Source organism: Bradyrhizobium sp. ARR65 (assembly GCF_000472385.1).
In the GTDB taxonomy this organism is placed as follows: Bacteria; Pseudomonadota; Alphaproteobacteria; order Rhizobiales; family Xanthobacteraceae; genus Bradyrhizobium.
This window is the reverse complement of the sequence record NZ_AWZU01000019.1, coordinates 128,242-144,617: the sequence shown is the minus strand read 5'-3', so window position 1 is coordinate 144,617 and position 16,376 is coordinate 128,242. Positions and strand designations below refer to the sequence as shown.

The window sequence follows — 16,376 nt, the reverse complement described above, 5'->3', positions numbered from 1 at the left end:
GCATTTCGAGGGCCGCGGATGGCGCGGCTTCCATCACCACGCCACGCTGTGCATTGCGGCCTACGGATTCCTGATTTGCGAGCGGACGACGATTCCCCCCTCAACAGTTGGTTCCACCNGGATACGCCCGAAGCTTGCCGTATCCAGCGGTTACCGACCCAGAGGCTCCGCCTCTGAGGCCGGAACGGCACATTCCGAACTCGATCGCGACTCTTCGCCGGCGGCTTATCACAGCTCTTGTTCAGACGCTGCCGCGATGCCCATGCTGTACTGCCCCGATCACGAAATCCAAACGGCGCAGCAATTTGTGACGCAGTAGAACTAATCCGTGGCTTGCGGCGGAGCCATTTCCCGCATCCAGCGCGTGAGGGTTGATGCCTCGGCGCCTGCGCGACCGGGACCCTTCTGCATGCCCGTCCCGAGCAGCGCTGCTTCGCGCGCGGCGCTCGGCGTGATGCCGTAGGCTGCTTTGAACAAGCGCGTGAAGTGGGCATCGCTGCCGAGCTGCCAGCGCCGGGCGACCTCGCTAATTCGTGTTGGCCGCGACGTGGTCGTGGCTAGATCGAAGAATGCGCGATGCAGACGGCGGCTGCGAATATAGTCGGCGACGCCGCCGACCGGCATGAACAGGCGGTAGAGTGAGGCCCGTGACAAGCCAAAATGCGCCGCCACCGAATTGGCCGTCAGGTCGGCATCGGCAAGGCGGGCCTCGATGTATCGGCGGATTCGGAACAGCGAGGCTTCCGCCGCCCCTATGCGATCGGCATCGCGACGTTGCAGTTCGCCCCTGAGGCAGGCGACGAGAAACGAAACTGTGCCTTCCACGACCGATTGGCATTCGTCGAGGGTCATACGCGGCGCATATTCGAATAGAGCAGCCAGATGTCTCGCCATGAGGCGAGCGAGCGCTCCTTCGCCCGGCAGCACCAGGCCGTGCAGGTCCTCGACCTTGATCAGGTGGGCGTCGAACATAGGGCGTGGCACGACGAGCGTGAGGTTCTCGAAGACCGTCGCCCGCGTCTCGAGCGTCTGCGCAAGGTCGAGCACGCAGATATCGCCCGCCCTGACGCCAATCGGAAAATTGCCCGCCCGGCCGTCATAGCCGCCTTTCATGTAGAGTTGCAGAATGATGTGATCGACCCCGCTGCGGGCGATGGTCTCAGGCGTGCGCCGGAAGCGCTGACCGCTGGCGCGGGCGAGGCCAAGGACGACAGGCCCCATGGCATAGGAGCGGAGATCAGCACGAAACCTGTCCGGTTCGCCGGACGCCAATTCGTCGACGTCGAACAGCGTCGCCACGGCCTCTCGCCACGCCGAAATATTCTCGTCCGCTCCCATCTGCTCGGCCGTGAACCCGAAGCTCGGCAGCAGGGCGGAAACCGAGGCGCTCTCACCGTCCAGAGCAGGTCCGCACTCTTCGTCCACCGATGATCGGCTGCTTGTCATGATCTTCCAGCGCAAAGCTCTTCCGTCGAGGGAAGGGGAGCGCCGGAAGGTCGCCCTGACCGTCACCTGACTTGAGGTTTTGTCTCAATCTATTGATTGAACGTTTCGATCGGCTTCCGCAGGCTTGACGGCAACCCGCCTTGCACGCGTATAGGGCCTATCTCGCAGGAACGTGGGGAAACGGCAACAGGCTTCGCCTTACGACCTGCATCGCGCTCGTCGGCACGCCGCGCTCGACCGTCGTAGACGGCGGGAGTCAACGTGTTGTCCTGGCTGATGAACAGAGAAATATTGGATTCGGGAATTTCATTACCTAACAATTTTCATTCCAGCTCCGGCATGATCAAAGGATGGGCAGCCATTGTGGCTGACCTTCGCGCCGGGCGGGGCCTCGAAAAAGGGCGGTCCTGCTGTAGCGAAAACATCGACACGCTTATCTCCGGCATTGCCGCGGCAAGTCATTCTTCCTCGCCCGACGTGCCTGGGCGGGCCTCGTCCAGAAGAGTGAGCGCCTCGTCGATCTCAGCGAGAAGGCGTTCGATCTCCTCGCGCTCGTGGGGACCCGGATCTGCCTGCAGCCGGTCCAAGAGCTGCTGTTTCTGGGCCAGGAGTTTTGCCAGGGTTGTCATGGCATCGCGCGCTCGTGATTTTGTAACATCCCGGGTGTCCGCTAGCGTCTTCGATGTCGAGCTTGGACGTTCGACATTGGCGACGGCCCCGGCGTTCCAAGTTGCTCCGGGGCCGTCTTGTTTTGCGGGAAGTTACACCATCGGGACCTGCCCGCTAATCCTTCTCCAACAGTCCGAGCTTGCGCCCCAACCATTCCGTTGTCGGCGCCTGGATCAGGATCGTCATCACGATGATGATGAAGGTGACCGAAGCGATCAGATGGGCGGCGGGAGCTCGGCTTCCGAGCAGGAGGCCGGCGAGCGCTGCCGGGATCACGCCGGTCTCGCGGCTCCAGCACATGAAGAGAAGTTCGGCCATCGTCCAGCGCGCGCGGCGGTCGGGCAGGGCGCAGAGAAAGACCGTGATGGGGCGCGCCACGAACATCAGCACCAAAGCGACCGCCACACCGCCCTGCCAGTGGTGCACCATCTCGCTGAAATCAAGCTGTGCCCCAAGCAGCATGAAGATGAACAGGCGCATGATGAAGGCGGTGGTCAGGACAAATTCGTTGAGCTTTTGCGCTTCGCCCGGCTCCATCCGAAAGCCCAGCGCCTCCTTGTTGCCGAGCACGATGCCGAACACGAACACCGCCATGAAGCCGGATGCCTGCAGCCCGCTCGCGGCAAAATAGGCGCCGATCACGGCGACCAAGGTGACGACCGGCGCATATTCGGCAAGCACCGCCCAGCGCTCATGCGCGATCAGGAGCGCCGCGAGATAGCCGAGCGCGATCCCGGCGAGGAGGCCGACCGCGGCCTGTTTGAACAGATCGAATATGGCGCCGCCGAGCGAAAAGGCGCCGCTGCTCGTCGCAAAGGCCAGCACGTAAAAGGTGAGGATCGCGGCCATGGCGTCGTTGAAGGCCGATTCGCTCATTACGGTCTGCGCGACGCGATCGCGGATTCGGAGCTGCCGGAAGATCGGCACCAGCGTCGCCGGATCGGTCGATGAGATGGTTGCACCGAGCAGTAGCGCGAGCACCGGCGGCATCCCGAACACGAGGTAAGCCGTAAGCCCGGTGATAACAGCGGTGATCAGGACGCCGACCGTCGCCAGGACGACGATGGTGATCCAGACCTGCTTCAGCACGTCCAGGCGCAGCGCCGCCCCGCCGTCGAACAGGATGTAGCTTGCGCCGAACAGCAGGATGATCTGGTTCAGCGCCGAAGCCGCGGAAATGTCGATCAGCGTGAGCCCATGCGGGCCGATCGCGATCCCCGCAAGCAGGAAGATCGCGATATCGGGAATCCGGATGCGCTGCGCCAGGAAACCGCCGATCGTGCCGATCGCAAGGATCAGTCCGCAGCTCAGAAGCGTGTGCTTTGCGATCTCGATCGAGGCTAAGGGTTCCACGCGAAGCCAATCCAGAGAAGAAGGACGCGCGGGCTTAGCCGAGCGTCCTTAGCGAGGCGCCGATCGCGCGCGCAACAACATTAGCCCGCTGGAGGAATTTGCCCATCCTGAAGCATCCGGGAAATGGCGATCGGTCAGATCAGGGATCAGGACCTTGCCGGCCAGCGCCGGGGTGCCGCGCTCGCGCGCCGTCAACGCGATCGCGCCGGCAAGGTTTCTCAAGGGGCCCTGCATCCGTATCCCACCTGGAGTTGCCGCCTGCCAGAAGGACGGGGGTCCAGGAGCGGCCCTTTCCCCGCCGTATTCGGCGTGTTAACCGGAGCGCCTGCGAGCGGCGGTTGATCTTGTACACCTGTACAATGACGTGGAACCCGATTCGCTTAAGCTAAAGCCGCGCGAGATGCTTCGAACCATCGTCTTGGCCAGTTTTGCGGCCGTTTTTGCCGCTGCAGGGATCGCGCTTGTGCCGCCGGCGCGCGCGCAGATCGGCACGATTTTTTCCGATCCGCCACCGCGGCCGCCGGGCAGCGTTCCCCGCCGTGGCGAACAGCCCCCGCCGGATGACGAGGAAGAGGTGCCCGAACTGCCGCAGGGCGGGCGGGTGCTGCCGGCGCCGAACCGCCCAATGCCGGGGCAAGGCGCGGCCTTGCCGGGTCCGGTGCAATCCCAGCCGCTTGCACCCGTGCCCGGCACGACAGTCGTTCCGCAGAACGCCTCGCCGGGTATCGCGGTGGCGCCCCCGCAACCGGGCCAGCAACAGGCTAATGTGCCGCCGGGCACCAATCCGGTGTTGCCGGGCTTGGCGCCGGGGCAACGCCAGCCCAAGGGTGTGCCGCAGCCGCCCGCGACGCTGCAGCCCGGCGACGAGGTGGTCACCGAGCCGCCGGCCCAGAAGATCGTCAACAAGAAGGCGAGCTTTGCCGGGCTCGACAAGATCACCGGCCGCATCATCGATTTCGACGAGGCGATCGGGGAAACCGTACAGTTCGGTGCGCTGCGGGTGAAGACGGACGCCTGCTATACCCGGCCGGCGACCGAGGCCGCCAACACGGATGCCTTTGTCGAGGTCGACGAGATTACGCTGCAAGGCGAGGTGAAGCGGATCTTTTCGGGCTGGATGTTTGCATCGAGCCCGGGCCTGCACGCGGTCGAGCATCCGGTTTACGATATTTGGCTGACCGATTGTAAGGAACCGGAGACGACCGTGGTCAGCGCCGCGCCAACCGCCGATCAGCCGAAACCCGCGCCGTCACCGGTCGCGCAGCAGAAGCGCCCGCCGGGACCGAAACAGCCCCGTCCTGCGCCGCCACCGCCACCAGCTCCGCCGCCGCAGCAGCAGACCCAGCAACAGCCGCCGCCTCCGCCCCCGCCGCAATCGGGCGGCCTGTTCGGGATTTTCAGGTAATTGGTCTCCGTCATTCCGGGGCTCGCGAAGCGTGAACCCGGAATCTCGAGATTCCCCGATGTGCCATTGCACATCTGGGGTTCGCCTTTTCGAGGCGCCCCGGGATGACAGTTGAAGTGAAGTCTCGGGCTAACCCCGCGCCGCGATGATCGCGAGGGCCTCTGTACCCGGGATCGGCCGGTCGACCGGCAGTCGCTCAAAATCCCCGGGAGGCCCGTGCAAGGCCTTGTCGAGCAGGGCGGTGTAGCGCCGGCGCGGGATCTCCATCGCGCCAAAGGTCTTCAAATGTTCTGTCACGTATTGCGTGTCGAGCAGCTCGAAGCCGCCGGCGATCAGCCGCGCGACAAGATGCACCAGCGCGACCTTTGAAGCGTCGCGGGCGCGGTGGAACATGCTCTCGCCGAAAAAGGCACGGCCGAGGCTCACCCCGTAGAGCCCGCCGACCAGTTCGTCACCCTGCCAGGTCTCCACGCTATGGCAATGCCCGACTTCGTGCAGCCCCAGATAAAGATCGCGGATGCGCTTGTTGATCCAGGTATCTTCGCGCCCTTCCTGCGGCGCCGCGCAGCCCGCGATCACGGCTTTGAAAGCCGTGTTGACCCTGACCGTGAAGATGTCCGCGCGCACCGTGCGCGCCAGCCGCGATGCAATTCTGAATCCGTCGAGCGGGATGATGCCGCGCATCTCCGGCTCGACCCAGAACAGGCTCGGGTCGTCGGCACTCTCGGCCATCGGGAAGATGCCGCAGGCGTAGGCGCGCAACAGCACTTCCGGCGTGATTTCGGATGAGGCGGAGTCGCGGGAGGTCATGGCCCGAGCATAGCAGGGCAAACGCACCCGCGCGATGGCCGTTGCCAGCCGCTGTTGCGACCGAGAAGCTTCAGCCTGCGGCGGCGCTGGCGGATTTGGCGGCCGAGGCCTTGGCGCGCGGGAAGCGGAGCACGATCTTGGTGCCGCCATGATCCGGGTCGCGCGCAACGCTCGCCTCGAGCTTGGCGGCCATGGCGCTGACGATGCGCTGTCCCATGCCGGTCGAGCGCGGGTCGGTGGGCGCGCTGTCGCCCACGCCTTCGTCGGCGATCGACAGCACGAGCTCGTCGCCTGCAGCCCGCAGGTCGACGTGAATTGGCCCCGAACCGTCCGGATAGGCGTATTTCACCGCGTTCATCACCAGCTCATTGACAATGATGCCGATCGCAACCGCCCTGTCGGGATCGATCTCGATCGGCTCGGCCTTGAGCGTCAATCGCGACATCCGGTTGCCTTCGGCGGAACGCCTGAGATCATCGAGCAGCGACTCCAGATATTGATTGAGCACCACGCTCTTCAAATCATGAGAGGTGTAGAGACGGCGATGCACCTGCGCGACCGCGGCGACGCGGCCCATGGCGTTGGTGAGCGCCGCCTTGACGTCGTCCTGGGTCGCGGAATTGGCCTGGAGATGCAGAAGCGAAGCGATGATCTGCAGACTGTTGCCGACGCGATGATTGACTTCGCGCAACAACACCTCACGCTCGGCGGCGAGCGCGGCAAAGCGGTCGCGCGAGGCGTGCACTTCGGCCTCGGCCTCGTCGCGCGCCTTTTGCAGGCGCGCCTGTTTCAGCGCGCCGTCGGCAGCGACCTGCAACAGCGGGATGAAATCGCCCTGAACGTCCTTGACCAGGTAGTCGGCGGCGCCGGCCTTGAGCGCGGTGACGGCAATGCTGGAATCCTGCGAGGCGGTGACGAACACGACCGGCGGCGCATCGGGAATGGCCAGGATACGCTCCAGCGTCTCGAGCCCGTCGAGGCCCGGCATGTACTGGTCGAGGGCGACCACGTCGACACCGCCGGCCGTGATCCGCTCAAGGCCTTCCGCTCCGCTCTTCGCATGCAGCACCTTGAAGCCGCCGAGCCGCCTCAAGCCGCGCTCGACCAGGCGCGCCAAGGCGTCGTCGTCGTCGATATAGAGCAGCGTCGGCATTTCAGCGGTCATATCGTGGCCGGGGGTACCTGGATCACGGAAAAGAACAGACCGAGCTGGCGAATGGCGTTCGCAAAGCTCTCGTAGTTGACCGGCTTGGTGATGTAGACGTTGCAACCCAGCTCGTAGCACCGCTTGATCTCCTGAGAGTCGTCGGTGGTGGTCAGGACCACGACAGGGGCGCTCTTCAGATACTTGTTTTCCTTGAGCTGCCGCAGAATCTCGATCCCTGTCGTGTCGGGCAGATTGAGGTCGAGCAGAATCAGGAACGCCTGCCCCCTGTGTCCGGCACCGCTGCCGTCACGGCCGAACAGATAGTTGAGCGCGTCTGTACCGTTGCTGAACGGGATGATCTCGTTGTTCACGCCGGAACGACGAATGTTCCGCTCGATCAGGCGGGCGTGGCCTTCGTCGTCCTCGATCATGATGATGGTGACGGGCGTCGTCATGCGTCCTGCTTCCGATTGGTTGCGTTCCACTTCAAGGGGAGCGTGATCGTGAAGGTACTGCCGCTGTTAAGTTCCGATGCGACCGACATTGTTCCTCCAAGCCGTCGCACGAGTGCGCGAACATGGGCAAGTCCGATGCCCTGGCCGGGCTTGTCCTGGGTTCCCGCCCGGCGGAACAGATCGAAGATCCGCTGATGATCTTTCTGATCAATGCCGCGGCCGTTGTCGCTGACCTCAAAGATGGCAAAGCCAAGCTTGGTTCGCCCTTTTACCGAGATCTCGCCGGGAACTCCGGGTCTCAGATATTTGATCGCATTATCGATCAAATTGGAAAAGATCTGTTCCAGCGCGAGGCGGTCGCTGACCAGGTTCGGCAGGTTCCCGATATCAACGGTCGCGTCGGCCTCGGCCGCCTGATGCGCCAGCGTCGCGACGATGCTCTCGATAAGCTGGCGCATGTCGATGGGCACCGGCTCGAATTGGCGCCGACCCTCGCGGGTCAGGTTGAGGATGGCCGAGATCAACCGGTCCATCTTGGCGATCGACGATTTGATAAAGCCGAGTGCCTCCGAAAACTCCTGCGACAGTTTCAGGTCGACGCCCTCGAGCACCGGCTCGGTCTCGATCGAGACGACCGGCGCTTGCGCGGACGCAACGGCGCGGCCGAGCGAAGCTATGCGCTTGAAAATGTCGTGGCGCAGCTCTTCCAGCTCGCTGGTGAAGCCCATGATGTTGACCAGCGGCGAGCGCAAGTCGTGGCTGACGATATAGGCGAAGCGCTGAATCTCATCATTGGCTTCCCGTAAGTCCGCCGTGCGCTCATCGACGGTTGCTTCGAGATTGAGGTTGGCGTCGCGCAGCATCGCTTCCGCTTCGTCACGTGCGCGTGCCGAGCGACGCAGCAGCACCATGGAGATGCCGGCAAGCACGATCACAAGCGCCGAGCCCGCAATCGTCACGGTCGAGGCCAGCCACTGACTGTGCTCCGCGCTGGCGCTGCGCATCGCAAACAGCCGATTTTCCTCCGTGAGCATCTCATTGGCGATGTCACGGATCGTCGCCGTCGTATTGCCCGCGGCCGCCTCGCGCACCAGCTCCGCGGCGGCGGTCGGATTGCCGGCCTTGACCGAGTCCATCTCCCGCGCGAACTGGCTGAGCCGCATTTCGATCGCGGAGCGGAGTTTGCGCACGTTTTCGCGCTGGACCGGGTTGTCCTGCGTCAGCCATTCCAGCTTGTCGAGTTCGGGATGGATCGCCGCCACGGCTTCCTGATGATCGCCGAGGAAGTCCTGCGCCGAGGTCAGGAGATAGCCACGCGCGGAGCTTTCCGCGCGGCGGATTTCGAGCAACAGCGCGTTGGTCTGGTTCTCGACCTCAATGGTATGCACCACCGCGGCGCTGTCGTCCCTGGATTTGTAGACCAGCAGCACCGAGCCGGCGCTGATGGCCACAAGCACCAAAAATCCCGCCGCAAGCGGCAGGAACTGCCACAGCGCGCGCCTGTGCCACACTTCAGGCGTCACAGCCAATTTGCGTCCAGTAATGTTGAGGAAATCGACGTCCCCCGAGCGAAGCGTTGACGCACGCAAACGCGGAACCCGATCAAAGGTTCCCGGGCCATGGGTGTTTTTTGACGGCTGTTTTTGCGTCGTGGCCGGCTCAGCCCGGTTACTGGCCGGCCAGATACTGTTCGAGCCAATGGATGTGATAGTCGCCGTCGATGATGGCGGGTTCGCGCACCAGTGCGCGGAACAGCGGCAGCGTGGTCTCGATGCCCTCGACCACCATTTCGTCGAGCGCCCGTCGCAGTCGCATCAAGCACTCGGCGCGGGTCTTGCCATGGACGATCAGCTTGCCGACCAGCGAGTCGTAGTAAGGCGGGATCACATAACCCTGGTAGACCGCCGAATCGATCCGCACGCCAAGGCCGCCGGGCGGATGATATTGCAAGATCTTGCCGGGTGAGGGACGGAAGGTCACGGGGTTTTCGGCATTGACCCGGCATTCGATCGAGTGGCCCGTGATGGTCACTTCATCCTGGGTGAGCGGCAGATCGCCGCCGGCGGCGATGCGGATCTGCTCGAGCACGAGGTCGAGCCCGGTGATCATCTCCGTGACGGGATGTTCAACCTGGATACGCGTGTTCATCTCGATGAAGTAGAACTCGCCGTCCTCGTACAGGAACTCCACCGTGCCGACGCCGAGATATTTCAACTGTTGCATCGCCTTGGCGACGGTCGATCCGATCTTGGCGCGCGAGGCCGCATCGATCGCGGGCGAGGGGCCTTCTTCCCAGACCTTTTGATGGCGCCGCTGCAGCGAGCAGTCGCGCTCGCCGAGATGGATCGCGCCGCCGCGGCCATCACCAAGAACCTGAATCTCGATGTGGCGCGGCTTTTGCAGATATTTTTCCAGATAGACCGAAGCGTCGCCAAAGGCAGCCTTGGCTTCGTTGGCGGCCGTGCTGAGCGCAAGCGCCAGATCGGCCTCGGTGTGCGCCACCTTCATGCCGCGCCCGCCGCCGCCGGCGGCCGCCTTTACCAGCACGGGAAAGCCGATCGACTTTGCGATCGCCATCGCGTCCTGGTCGGGCGCGACCGCGCCGTCCGAGCCCGGCACCACGGGAATGCCAAGCTTCCTGGCCGTCTTCTTGGCCTCGATCTTGTCGCCCATCAGGCGGATGTGGTCGGCTTTCGGGCCGATGAAGTGCAGATTGTGATCGGCCAGAATTTCCGCAAAGCGCGCGTTCTCTGACAGAAAGCCGTAGCCGGGATGCACCGCGTCGGCGCCGGTGATCTCGCAGGCGGCGAGCAACGCCGGCACGTTGAGGTAGCTGTCCTTCGAGGGCGGCGGGCCGACACAGACGCTCTCATCCGCAAGCCGCACATGCATCGCATCGGCATCGGCGGTCGAATGCACCGCGACCGTTGCGATGCCGAGCTCCTTGCAGGCCCGCAAAATGCGAAGCGCGATCTCGCCGCGATTGGCTATGAGGATTTTATCGAACATCATGTTGCAGCGAATAGGGAGCGGCGAATAGCGAATGGAAGGACGGCTATTCGCTGCTTGCCATACGCCATTCGCCCTCTACTCAATGATCACCAGCGGTTCGCCGAATTCGACCGGCTGGCCGTCTTCGACAAGGATCTGCGTTACGGTGCCGGCGCGCGGCGATGGAATCTGATTCATCGTCTTCATGGCCTCGATGATCAGAAGCGTCTGGCCCTGTGCGACCTTCGCGCCCACCTCGATGAAGGGCTTCGCGCCGGGCTCGGGCGCCCAATAGGCGGTGCCAACCATGGGCGAGGGCACCACGCCCGGGTGCTTGCTGAGGTCCATCGCGGCGGCCGCCGCGGGCACGGACGGCGCCGGCGTCGGCGCTGCAGCGGCCGGCTGAACAGGAACCGGCACAGAGGTCGCGATATTGATGCTGCGCGCCACGCGCACCCGAAGACCTGCACGCTCGATCTCGATCTCGCTCAGGCTGGTCTCGTCGAGCAGGAGGGCGAGCTCGCGAATGAGCGCACTGTCCTCGCTGGAAAACTTTGCGGCTGCTTTGTCGTCTGGCTGGCGCGCCATGGTCTTGATCCGAAACTCTCTGTTACGTGACGAGGAAAGCGTCAGGCTTTGACCTTCGCGCCAATCCGGGCGGCAAGGCCGTTGATCGCAAGTCGGTAGCCGTCGATGCCGAACCCACACAGGCTGGCGAAGGCGGCCGCCGCAGTGAACGAGTGATGACGAAAGCTCTCGCGGGCGTGGATGTTGCTGACATGCACTTCGACCGCCGGTATTTTCACCGCGACAAGCGCATCATGCAGCGCGATCGAGGTGTGCGAATAGGCGCCGGCATTGATCACGATGCCGACGGCCTTCTTGGCGTGGGCCTCGTGAATGAAATCGACCAGCTCGCCCTCGTGATTGGATTGCCGGCAATCGGCGTGCAGACCGAATTGCGCAGCCGTTTCCGTGCAGAGCTTCTCGACATCGGCCAGCGTGGCATGACCATAAGTTTCCGGCTCCCGCGTCCCCAATAAATTGAGGTTCGGGCCGTTGAGAACATAGATCGTCTGCTCAGGTGCTTTGGCCATCCCAATCCCGGCAATGTGGGCAGGTGGCGGCCCTTATAGGTAACAAAGTCGTCAAGGGGAAGCCTAAACGAGGCGAGGAACGGGTCCCAAGGCTTTCATCCACCTCGGAAAAAGCCGTGCAAAACCTGCCGAAAACATTGATTAACCAAACCCCCGTGGACAAGGCCGGTCCCGCAGGGCAACAGAAAGGCGGGCCGCACCGGCCCGCCTTCTTTGCTTGCGCTCGTCAGATCCGTCAGGCCGGCAGAACGGCGACGATCTCGAGCGAGTTCGGGTCGACCACGACGATTTCGTTGCGGACCAGGAAGAACTCGTAGCCCCGCCACTCCGGGTAGACCTCAACCACTTGCGTCGGCAGCGGACGCAGGCTGATGCGCTCGCGCGGAACGCGGGTGCCGACCGAGACCGCGAAGTCGACATTGTTGACCGGCGCAACGTGCTCGCTCCGGATCACGTCGACAATCTTGGTGCGCTGCTCGGTTGATAATTTACCTGCGGAGCCAGCCGCGCCGACCGTTGTCTCCGACCTGCCGCCGGTCCGGGTTTCCGCATTCATTTCGTTGGTGCGGTTCTGGCCTTGCGCGTTCATCTCCTTGGTGCGGCTCTGACCCTGCGCGTTCATCTCATTCGTGCGGGTCTGGCCCTGCGCGTTCTGGTTCTCCTTGCGGCCTTCCCTGGTCTGCGCGTTCTTCTCGGCCTCATGGCCGGTCTTGGTCTGCGCATTCTTCTCGGCGTTGCGGCCCTCTTGGCCTTCCGCCTTCATGCCCTTGGAGCCCTTGCTTTCGTTCTCGGAGCTCATGCTCTTCGACTTGCTTCCGGGCGCGTTCTCTTCGGAGCGCTGGCTCTGGCCGGTGGTCGATGATTTCTGTTCGGCCTTCATGCCGGACGAAGCACCGCCCTTGCTGCTTTCACGATTCTCAGTTGCAGCACCGCCCGTGGCGCCGCCACCGGCGGATGAAGGCGCGTTCTGCATCTGCTGCGCACCGCCAGACTCGCGGCCGCCGGTTCCTTGCGCGTTGACGAAGCCCGTCCCGGCGATGAGCGCGAGCGCAGCAACCGAGACCAAAAAGCGATTAGTCATTCCTCTCTCCTCAGATTTTCAGCATTGCCCGCGCCGTCAACGGCAGGAGGAGTGAGTGGTTCCGGCAGATCCGTGGTTCCTTTGGTTTTGTTTCCTGAATGCATAATGAATGTGAAACCGCAGCGCGGCCCGGCTTCATGCGCAAAGAAAAAGGCCGGCGCTTGAGCCGGCCTTGCGAGCGATGTCTGACAGTGAGTGATGATCTTCAGCAGGTGGCCTTGCCGCAGCGCGCCATGCCGATCTTTTCCTTCAGCCCGTCGAGACCGACGGCGCCGACGACGATTTGCTTGCCGATCACGTAGCTCGGCGTGCCGTTCAAGCCCATCTCTTCGGCGAGCTTCAAATTCTCCTCGATCGTCGCCTTGATCTCGGGGCTGCTGAGATCCTTTTCGATGCGCGCCGTGTCGTATCCTGAATCCTTGGCCGCTTGCAGTGCGCGCGCCTTGTCGGCTGGACCGCGACCGCCGAGCAGCCTGGTGTGGAAGTCGAGATACTTCTTCGGATCCTGCATGCGAGCCGCGATCGCGACCTTCGCCGCCTCGACCGAGCCTTCGCTCAGGACCGGAAACTCCTTCAGCACGACCTTCAGCTTGGGATCGGTCTTCAGAAGGTCGAGCATGTCGGTCATCGCGCGCTTGCAGTAGCCGCAATTATAGTCGAAGAACTCGACGAAGGTGACGTCGCCGTCCTTGTTGCCGAGCACGACGCCGCGCGGCGAGTTGAAGATCGCGTCGGCATTCTGCGCGATCGTCGCTTCGTGCTTTGCTTGCTCCGCGGCGGCCTGGCGCTTGGAGAGCTCGTTCATCGCCTCTTCGAGCACCTCGGGATGGGTGACGAGATAGTTCCTGACGATGGCTTCGATGTCGCTGCGCTGCGCATCGTTGAAGCTCTGGGCCGAGGCCACGGGCAGCCCGCCGCAAAGCGAGAGCGCGAACAGGGCAGGGGCGAGCGGGCGGAAGAAGCGCATTGGCAGATCCTTTTTGCGTGACAGCCGGTGTCCTGAAATCCCCAAAGCCAAAATTGCGTCTTTCAGTATCTCAGCCTGGTTCATGTTCTTCTTGCACACGATCCTTCCGGAAGAACCGGTACCCGGCTTTCCGGATCGTGCTTGGGTCCCGGATCAGTTGCCCTTTTGGCCGGGCAACGGCTTGGCCGAGACGATATCGTCGGCCCTGACCCATCCGGGCGTGCCGACCGCGAAACGTGTTTTCGCCCGCGAGGCAAGCTCGCGTGCGGTTTTGTTGTCGCCGCGCAGATAGGCGGCTTGGGCCGAGGCCAGATCGGCCTCCCCATAGTCTCCCTTCCGGCCATAGGCCATGGCCAACTGGGTGTAACCGAGCGGCGCCTCACTCTCGCGCGCCACCGCCGAACGAAGGATGGAAATCGCTTCGTCAGTGTAGGCTTTGTTATCCGTGGCCACCAGCGCCTGCCCAAGTAACATCTCGATGAGCGGTGCGTTGTTGGAAAGCTGGACAGCCCTGCGCAGCGGAGCGATGGCCTCGGCCGGCTTGCCTCCCTCGAGCAGGGCCTGCCCGCGCAGCTCGTAGAAATACGGATTGTTCGGCTGGGCTTGAATCAGCCCGTCGATCTGGGCCAGCGCGCTGCGCAGGTCGCCATGCAGATAAGTTGCAATCGCCCGCGCATAACGCGCCGGCAGGCTGGTGTTGGATAAGGGATAGCGGCGGTACACGGTGTCCGGCCGCTCCATGAATGCTGAGATCTTGGCGCGCACCATGTCGTGTCGCAATTGCAACTCGGGCGAATCCTTCTTGTCCCAATAAGGACTGGAGCGCGCGAGGCCTTCCAACGCGGCGACGCGATCGGCAGGCATTGGATGCGACTGCAGATAGGGGTCGGCGCCGCGTGCGGAGAACAGGCTGTCGGTGGTGAAGCGCTTGAACGTCTCGTACATCCCCTTCGCGGACTGGCCGGTGGCGGTCAGGAATTTCACGCCGGCGCGGTCCGCATTCTCTTCCTGCTGGCGCTGATAGGACAAAAGCGAGCGGCGGATCATTTCCTGCGGCCCGGCGACCGCGGCGGCCCCGGCATTGGCGAGCCCGTTGTTGCCCCCTGTGGCCGCGCCTGCGGCCATGGCGCCGGCGCCGAGCAGCAAGGCGATGATCATCTGCGTCTGCGCCGAGGCCAATTGCTGGCGCAGCTTGGCGAGGTGTCCACCGGCCAAGTGGCCCGTTTCATGCGCGAGCACGCCGATCAACTGGTTCGGCGTCTCCGATTGCACGATAGCGCCATAGTTGACGAAGATCCGGCGACCGTCGGCGACGAAGGCGTTGAAGGCGGAATCGTTGATGATGACGACGTTGATATTCTGCTTTTCGAGTCCTGCGGTGCGCAGGATCGGCCGGGTGTACTCGCGCAGGAGTTGTTCGGTCTCGGTGTCGCGCAGGATCGGCGGGCCCTTGTTCTCTGCCTGCGCAAAAGCGGGAGCAACCGGGGAAAGCGCAAGCGCGGCGGCGACCGTGGCGGCGATGACGCCAGACGTTCTGTTCCTGAATGCGAAGCGGAGCAACATTGAGCGGTCTTTAGCAATTGGCGGCAGGCTCGATACCGGCTATGCCCTAACAAACCGCCGAATGCGGCTAGTCTGGGGCACCCCCGCGGGCCCGCGGAGATGCCTGTTCCCGGCGCGAACGGAAATAGCAGATATCAATGCTTGAAGCGACTGTGAGAAACCGTCTGGAACTGCTGCAGGCCGCGTCCCACCGCGGCGATGTTCCGCCGTTCATGGTGATGGACGTGATGGCGGCGGCCGAGCGAATCGAGGCCGCGGGCGGCCATGTCATCCACATGGAGGTCGGGCAGCCGGCAGCTCCTGCGCCCGGGAGTGCGATTGCCGCGGCCCACCGGGCGCTTGATGGCGCGCGGATCGACTACACCTCCGCGCTCGGCATTCTGTCGCTGCGCCAACGCATCGCCCGCCATTACCTCGATACTTATCACTGTCCGGTCGATCCCGGGCGAATCGTGGTCACCACGGGCTCGTCCGGCGCGTTCATCCTGGCGTTTCTCGCCGCCTTCGAACCCGGCGATCGCGTCGCGGTCACCGTGCCCGGCTATCCGCCCTATCGGCACATCCTTACGGCGCTCGGCTGCGAGCCGGTGTTGATCGAAACCTCAAGCGAAACCCGGCACGCGCTCACAGGCGAGGCGCTGCTTGCGGCACATCGCAAGAAGCCGCTCAAGGGCGTGCTGGTCGCAAGTCCCGCCAATCCGACCGGCACGATGATGTCCAGGGAAGCCATGACCGGGCTGATCGCGGCGGCGGAAGACGCCGGTATTCGCTTCATTTCGGATGAGATCTACCATGGCCTCGACTACGCCTTTCCTGCGGTCACCGCGGCGGAGCTGTCGCCGCACGCACTCGTCATCAACTCGTTCTCGAAATATTTCTGCATGACCGGCTGGCGGATCGGGTGGATGGTGGTACCGGAGGCGCTGGTGCGCCCGATCGAACGACTGCAGCAGAACCTTGCGATCTCGGTACCGACCTTGTCGCAATTTGCGGCGGAGGCGGCTTTCGATGGGACCGGGGAGATGGAGGGGGTCAAGCGCGGATATGTGGAAAATCGTCGCATCCTGATCGAAGGCTTGCCACGGGCAGGGCTGACCAAATTCCTGCCCGCCGATGGAGCCTTCTATCTCTATGCGGACGTATCCGACTTTACCTCCGACAGCCTTGCCTTTGCCTGGCGGATGCTCGAGGAGGCGCATGTCGCGGCGACGCCGGGCATCGACTTCGATCCGCTCCACGGCCGCAATTTCCTGCGCTTCTCCTACGCGCGTTCCGCCGATGATATGCGCGAGGCGGTCGCGCGGATCGGGCGCTGGCTGGGCAGGGCATGACCTGATCGCGCGGGTAGAATACGCTTCACAAAGCCGCAACCGGCATTGACACCCTTGACAT

Annotated in this window: 15 protein-coding genes and 1 pseudogene; 3 read left to right on the top strand and 13 right to left on the bottom strand. The window is 63.5% G+C overall.

What is annotated here, in order from left to right; translation table 11 throughout:
- A pseudogene (locus tag F758_RS53305) lies at window positions 1–319 on the top strand (IS701 family transposase); the annotation flags it as partial.
- 2 nt (window positions 320–321) lie between these two features.
- On the opposite strand, the gene F758_RS0121485 reads toward F758_RS53305, so the two are convergent.
- The 3 genes from F758_RS0121485 to F758_RS0121475 all read right to left on the bottom strand — a co-directional run bounded on the left by F758_RS0121485 (window position 322) and on the right by F758_RS0121475 (window position 3,468).
- Window positions 322–1,446: a helix-turn-helix domain-containing protein gene (locus F758_RS0121485; RefSeq protein WP_024509809.1), complete on the bottom strand. Its 1,125-nt coding sequence runs from the start codon at window positions 1,444–1,446 to the stop codon at window positions 322–324.
- Between the two features lie 458 nt (window positions 1,447–1,904).
- Entirely contained in the window at window positions 1,905–2,075 is a 171-nt protein-coding gene (locus F758_RS50900; RefSeq protein ID WP_198026536.1) for a hypothetical protein, read from the bottom strand.
- A 154-nt stretch (window positions 2,076–2,229) separates the two neighbouring features.
- Complete coding sequence (locus F758_RS0121475) at window positions 2,230–3,468, bottom strand: cation:proton antiporter (RefSeq protein ID WP_024509808.1); 1,239 nt, start codon at window positions 3,466–3,468, stop codon at window positions 2,230–2,232.
- Window positions 3,469–3,868: 400 nt separating this feature from the next.
- Between F758_RS0121475 and F758_RS0121465 the strand changes: the two genes are divergently transcribed.
- Window positions 3,869–4,873, top strand: coding sequence for a DUF2155 domain-containing protein (locus tag F758_RS0121465; RefSeq protein WP_024509806.1), 1,005 nt, complete (start codon window positions 3,869–3,871; stop codon window positions 4,871–4,873).
- A 129-nt stretch (window positions 4,874–5,002) separates the two neighbouring features.
- Here F758_RS0121465 and aat read toward each other — a convergent pair whose 3' ends face one another.
- The 10 genes from aat to F758_RS0121415 form a co-directional block, all read right to left on the bottom strand.
- Window positions 5,003–5,683 carry a leucyl/phenylalanyl-tRNA--protein transferase gene (gene aat, locus F758_RS0121460; protein ID WP_024509805.1) on the bottom strand — a complete coding sequence of 227 codons (681 nt, stop codon included), beginning with the start codon at window positions 5,681–5,683 and terminating at the stop codon, window positions 5,003–5,005.
- A 70-nt stretch (window positions 5,684–5,753) separates the two neighbouring features.
- Window positions 5,754–6,848 (bottom strand): sensor histidine kinase, encoded by a 1,095-nt coding sequence (locus F758_RS0121455; protein ID WP_024509804.1) that lies wholly within the window; start codon window positions 6,846–6,848, stop codon window positions 5,754–5,756.
- Window positions 6,845–7,285 (bottom strand): response regulator, encoded by a 441-nt coding sequence (locus tag F758_RS0121450; protein ID WP_024509803.1) that lies wholly within the window; start codon window positions 7,283–7,285, stop codon window positions 6,845–6,847. Before F758_RS0121450 ends, F758_RS0121455 begins: the two co-directional genes overlap by 4 nt.
- On the bottom strand, window positions 7,282–8,808 hold the full coding sequence (locus F758_RS0121445) for a sensor histidine kinase (RefSeq protein WP_024509802.1): 1,527 nt from the start codon (window positions 8,806–8,808) through the stop codon (window positions 7,282–7,284). The genes F758_RS0121450 and F758_RS0121445 overlap by 4 nt, the downstream gene beginning before the upstream one ends.
- A gap of 145 nt (window positions 8,809–8,953) precedes the next feature.
- On the bottom strand, window positions 8,954–10,294 hold the full coding sequence (gene accC, locus F758_RS0121440) for an acetyl-CoA carboxylase biotin carboxylase subunit (protein WP_024509801.1): 1,341 nt from the start codon (window positions 10,292–10,294) through the stop codon (window positions 8,954–8,956).
- A gap of 78 nt (window positions 10,295–10,372) precedes the next feature.
- Window positions 10,373–10,864 (bottom strand): acetyl-CoA carboxylase biotin carboxyl carrier protein, encoded by a 492-nt coding sequence (gene accB / locus F758_RS0121435; RefSeq protein ID WP_024509800.1) that lies wholly within the window; start codon window positions 10,862–10,864, stop codon window positions 10,373–10,375.
- Between the two features lie 41 nt (window positions 10,865–10,905).
- Entirely contained in the window at window positions 10,906–11,373 is a 468-nt protein-coding gene (aroQ, locus tag F758_RS0121430) for a type II 3-dehydroquinate dehydratase (protein WP_024509799.1), read from the bottom strand.
- 235 nt (window positions 11,374–11,608) lie between these two features.
- Window positions 11,609–12,454, bottom strand: coding sequence for a DUF1236 domain-containing protein (locus tag F758_RS0121425; RefSeq protein WP_024509798.1), 846 nt, complete (start codon window positions 12,452–12,454; stop codon window positions 11,609–11,611).
- Between the two features lie 205 nt (window positions 12,455–12,659).
- Window positions 12,660–13,421, bottom strand: a complete 762-nt coding sequence (locus tag F758_RS0121420) for a DsbA family protein (protein ID WP_024509797.1) — start codon at window positions 13,419–13,421, stop codon at window positions 12,660–12,662.
- 153 nt (window positions 13,422–13,574) lie between these two features.
- Window positions 13,575–14,984, bottom strand: a complete 1,410-nt coding sequence (locus tag F758_RS0121415; protein ID WP_024509796.1) for a M48 family metalloprotease — start codon at window positions 14,982–14,984, stop codon at window positions 13,575–13,577.
- 137 nt (window positions 14,985–15,121) lie between these two features.
- Between F758_RS0121415 and F758_RS0121410 the strand changes: the two genes are divergently transcribed.
- Window positions 15,122–16,315, top strand: a complete 1,194-nt coding sequence (locus tag F758_RS0121410; protein ID WP_024509795.1) for a pyridoxal phosphate-dependent aminotransferase — start codon at window positions 15,122–15,124, stop codon at window positions 16,313–16,315.
- Window positions 16,316–16,376: the final 61 nt, after the last annotated feature.

Coding starts and splice junctions, on each gene's coding strand:
- F758_RS0121485 (WP_024509809.1), bottom strand. CDS start 1,446: ATGACAAGCAGCCGATCATCGGTGGACGAAGAGTGCGGACCTGCTCTG.
- F758_RS50900 (WP_198026536.1), bottom strand. CDS start 2,075: ATGACAACCCTGGCAAAACTCCTGGCCCAGAAACAGCAGCTCTTGGAC.
- F758_RS0121465 (WP_024509806.1), top strand. CDS start 3,869: ATGCTTCGAACCATCGTCTTGGCCAGTTTTGCGGCCGTTTTTGCCGCT.
- aat (WP_024509805.1), bottom strand. CDS start 5,683: ATGACCTCCCGCGACTCCGCCTCATCCGAAATCACGCCGGAAGTGCTG.
- F758_RS0121455 (WP_024509804.1), bottom strand. CDS start 6,848: ATGACCGCTGAAATGCCGACGCTGCTCTATATCGACGACGACGACGCC.
- F758_RS0121450 (WP_024509803.1), bottom strand. CDS start 7,285: ATGACGACGCCCGTCACCATCATCATGATCGAGGACGACGAAGGCCAC.
- accC (WP_024509801.1), bottom strand. CDS start 10,294: ATGTTCGATAAAATCCTCATAGCCAATCGCGGCGAGATCGCGCTTCGC.
- accB (WP_024509800.1), bottom strand. CDS start 10,864: ATGGCGCGCCAGCCAGACGACAAAGCAGCCGCAAAGTTTTCCAGCGAG.
- aroQ (WP_024509799.1), bottom strand. CDS start 11,373: ATGGCCAAAGCACCTGAGCAGACGATCTATGTTCTCAACGGCCCGAAC.
- F758_RS0121425 (WP_024509798.1), bottom strand. CDS start 12,454: ATGACTAATCGCTTTTTGGTCTCGGTTGCTGCGCTCGCGCTCATCGCC.
- F758_RS0121420 (WP_024509797.1), bottom strand. CDS start 13,421: ATGCGCTTCTTCCGCCCGCTCGCCCCTGCCCTGTTCGCGCTCTCGCTT.
- F758_RS0121415 (WP_024509796.1), bottom strand. CDS start 14,984: ATGTTGCTCCGCTTCGCATTCAGGAACAGAACGTCTGGCGTCATCGCC.
- F758_RS0121410 (WP_024509795.1), top strand. CDS start 15,122: ATGCTTGAAGCGACTGTGAGAAACCGTCTGGAACTGCTGCAGGCCGCG.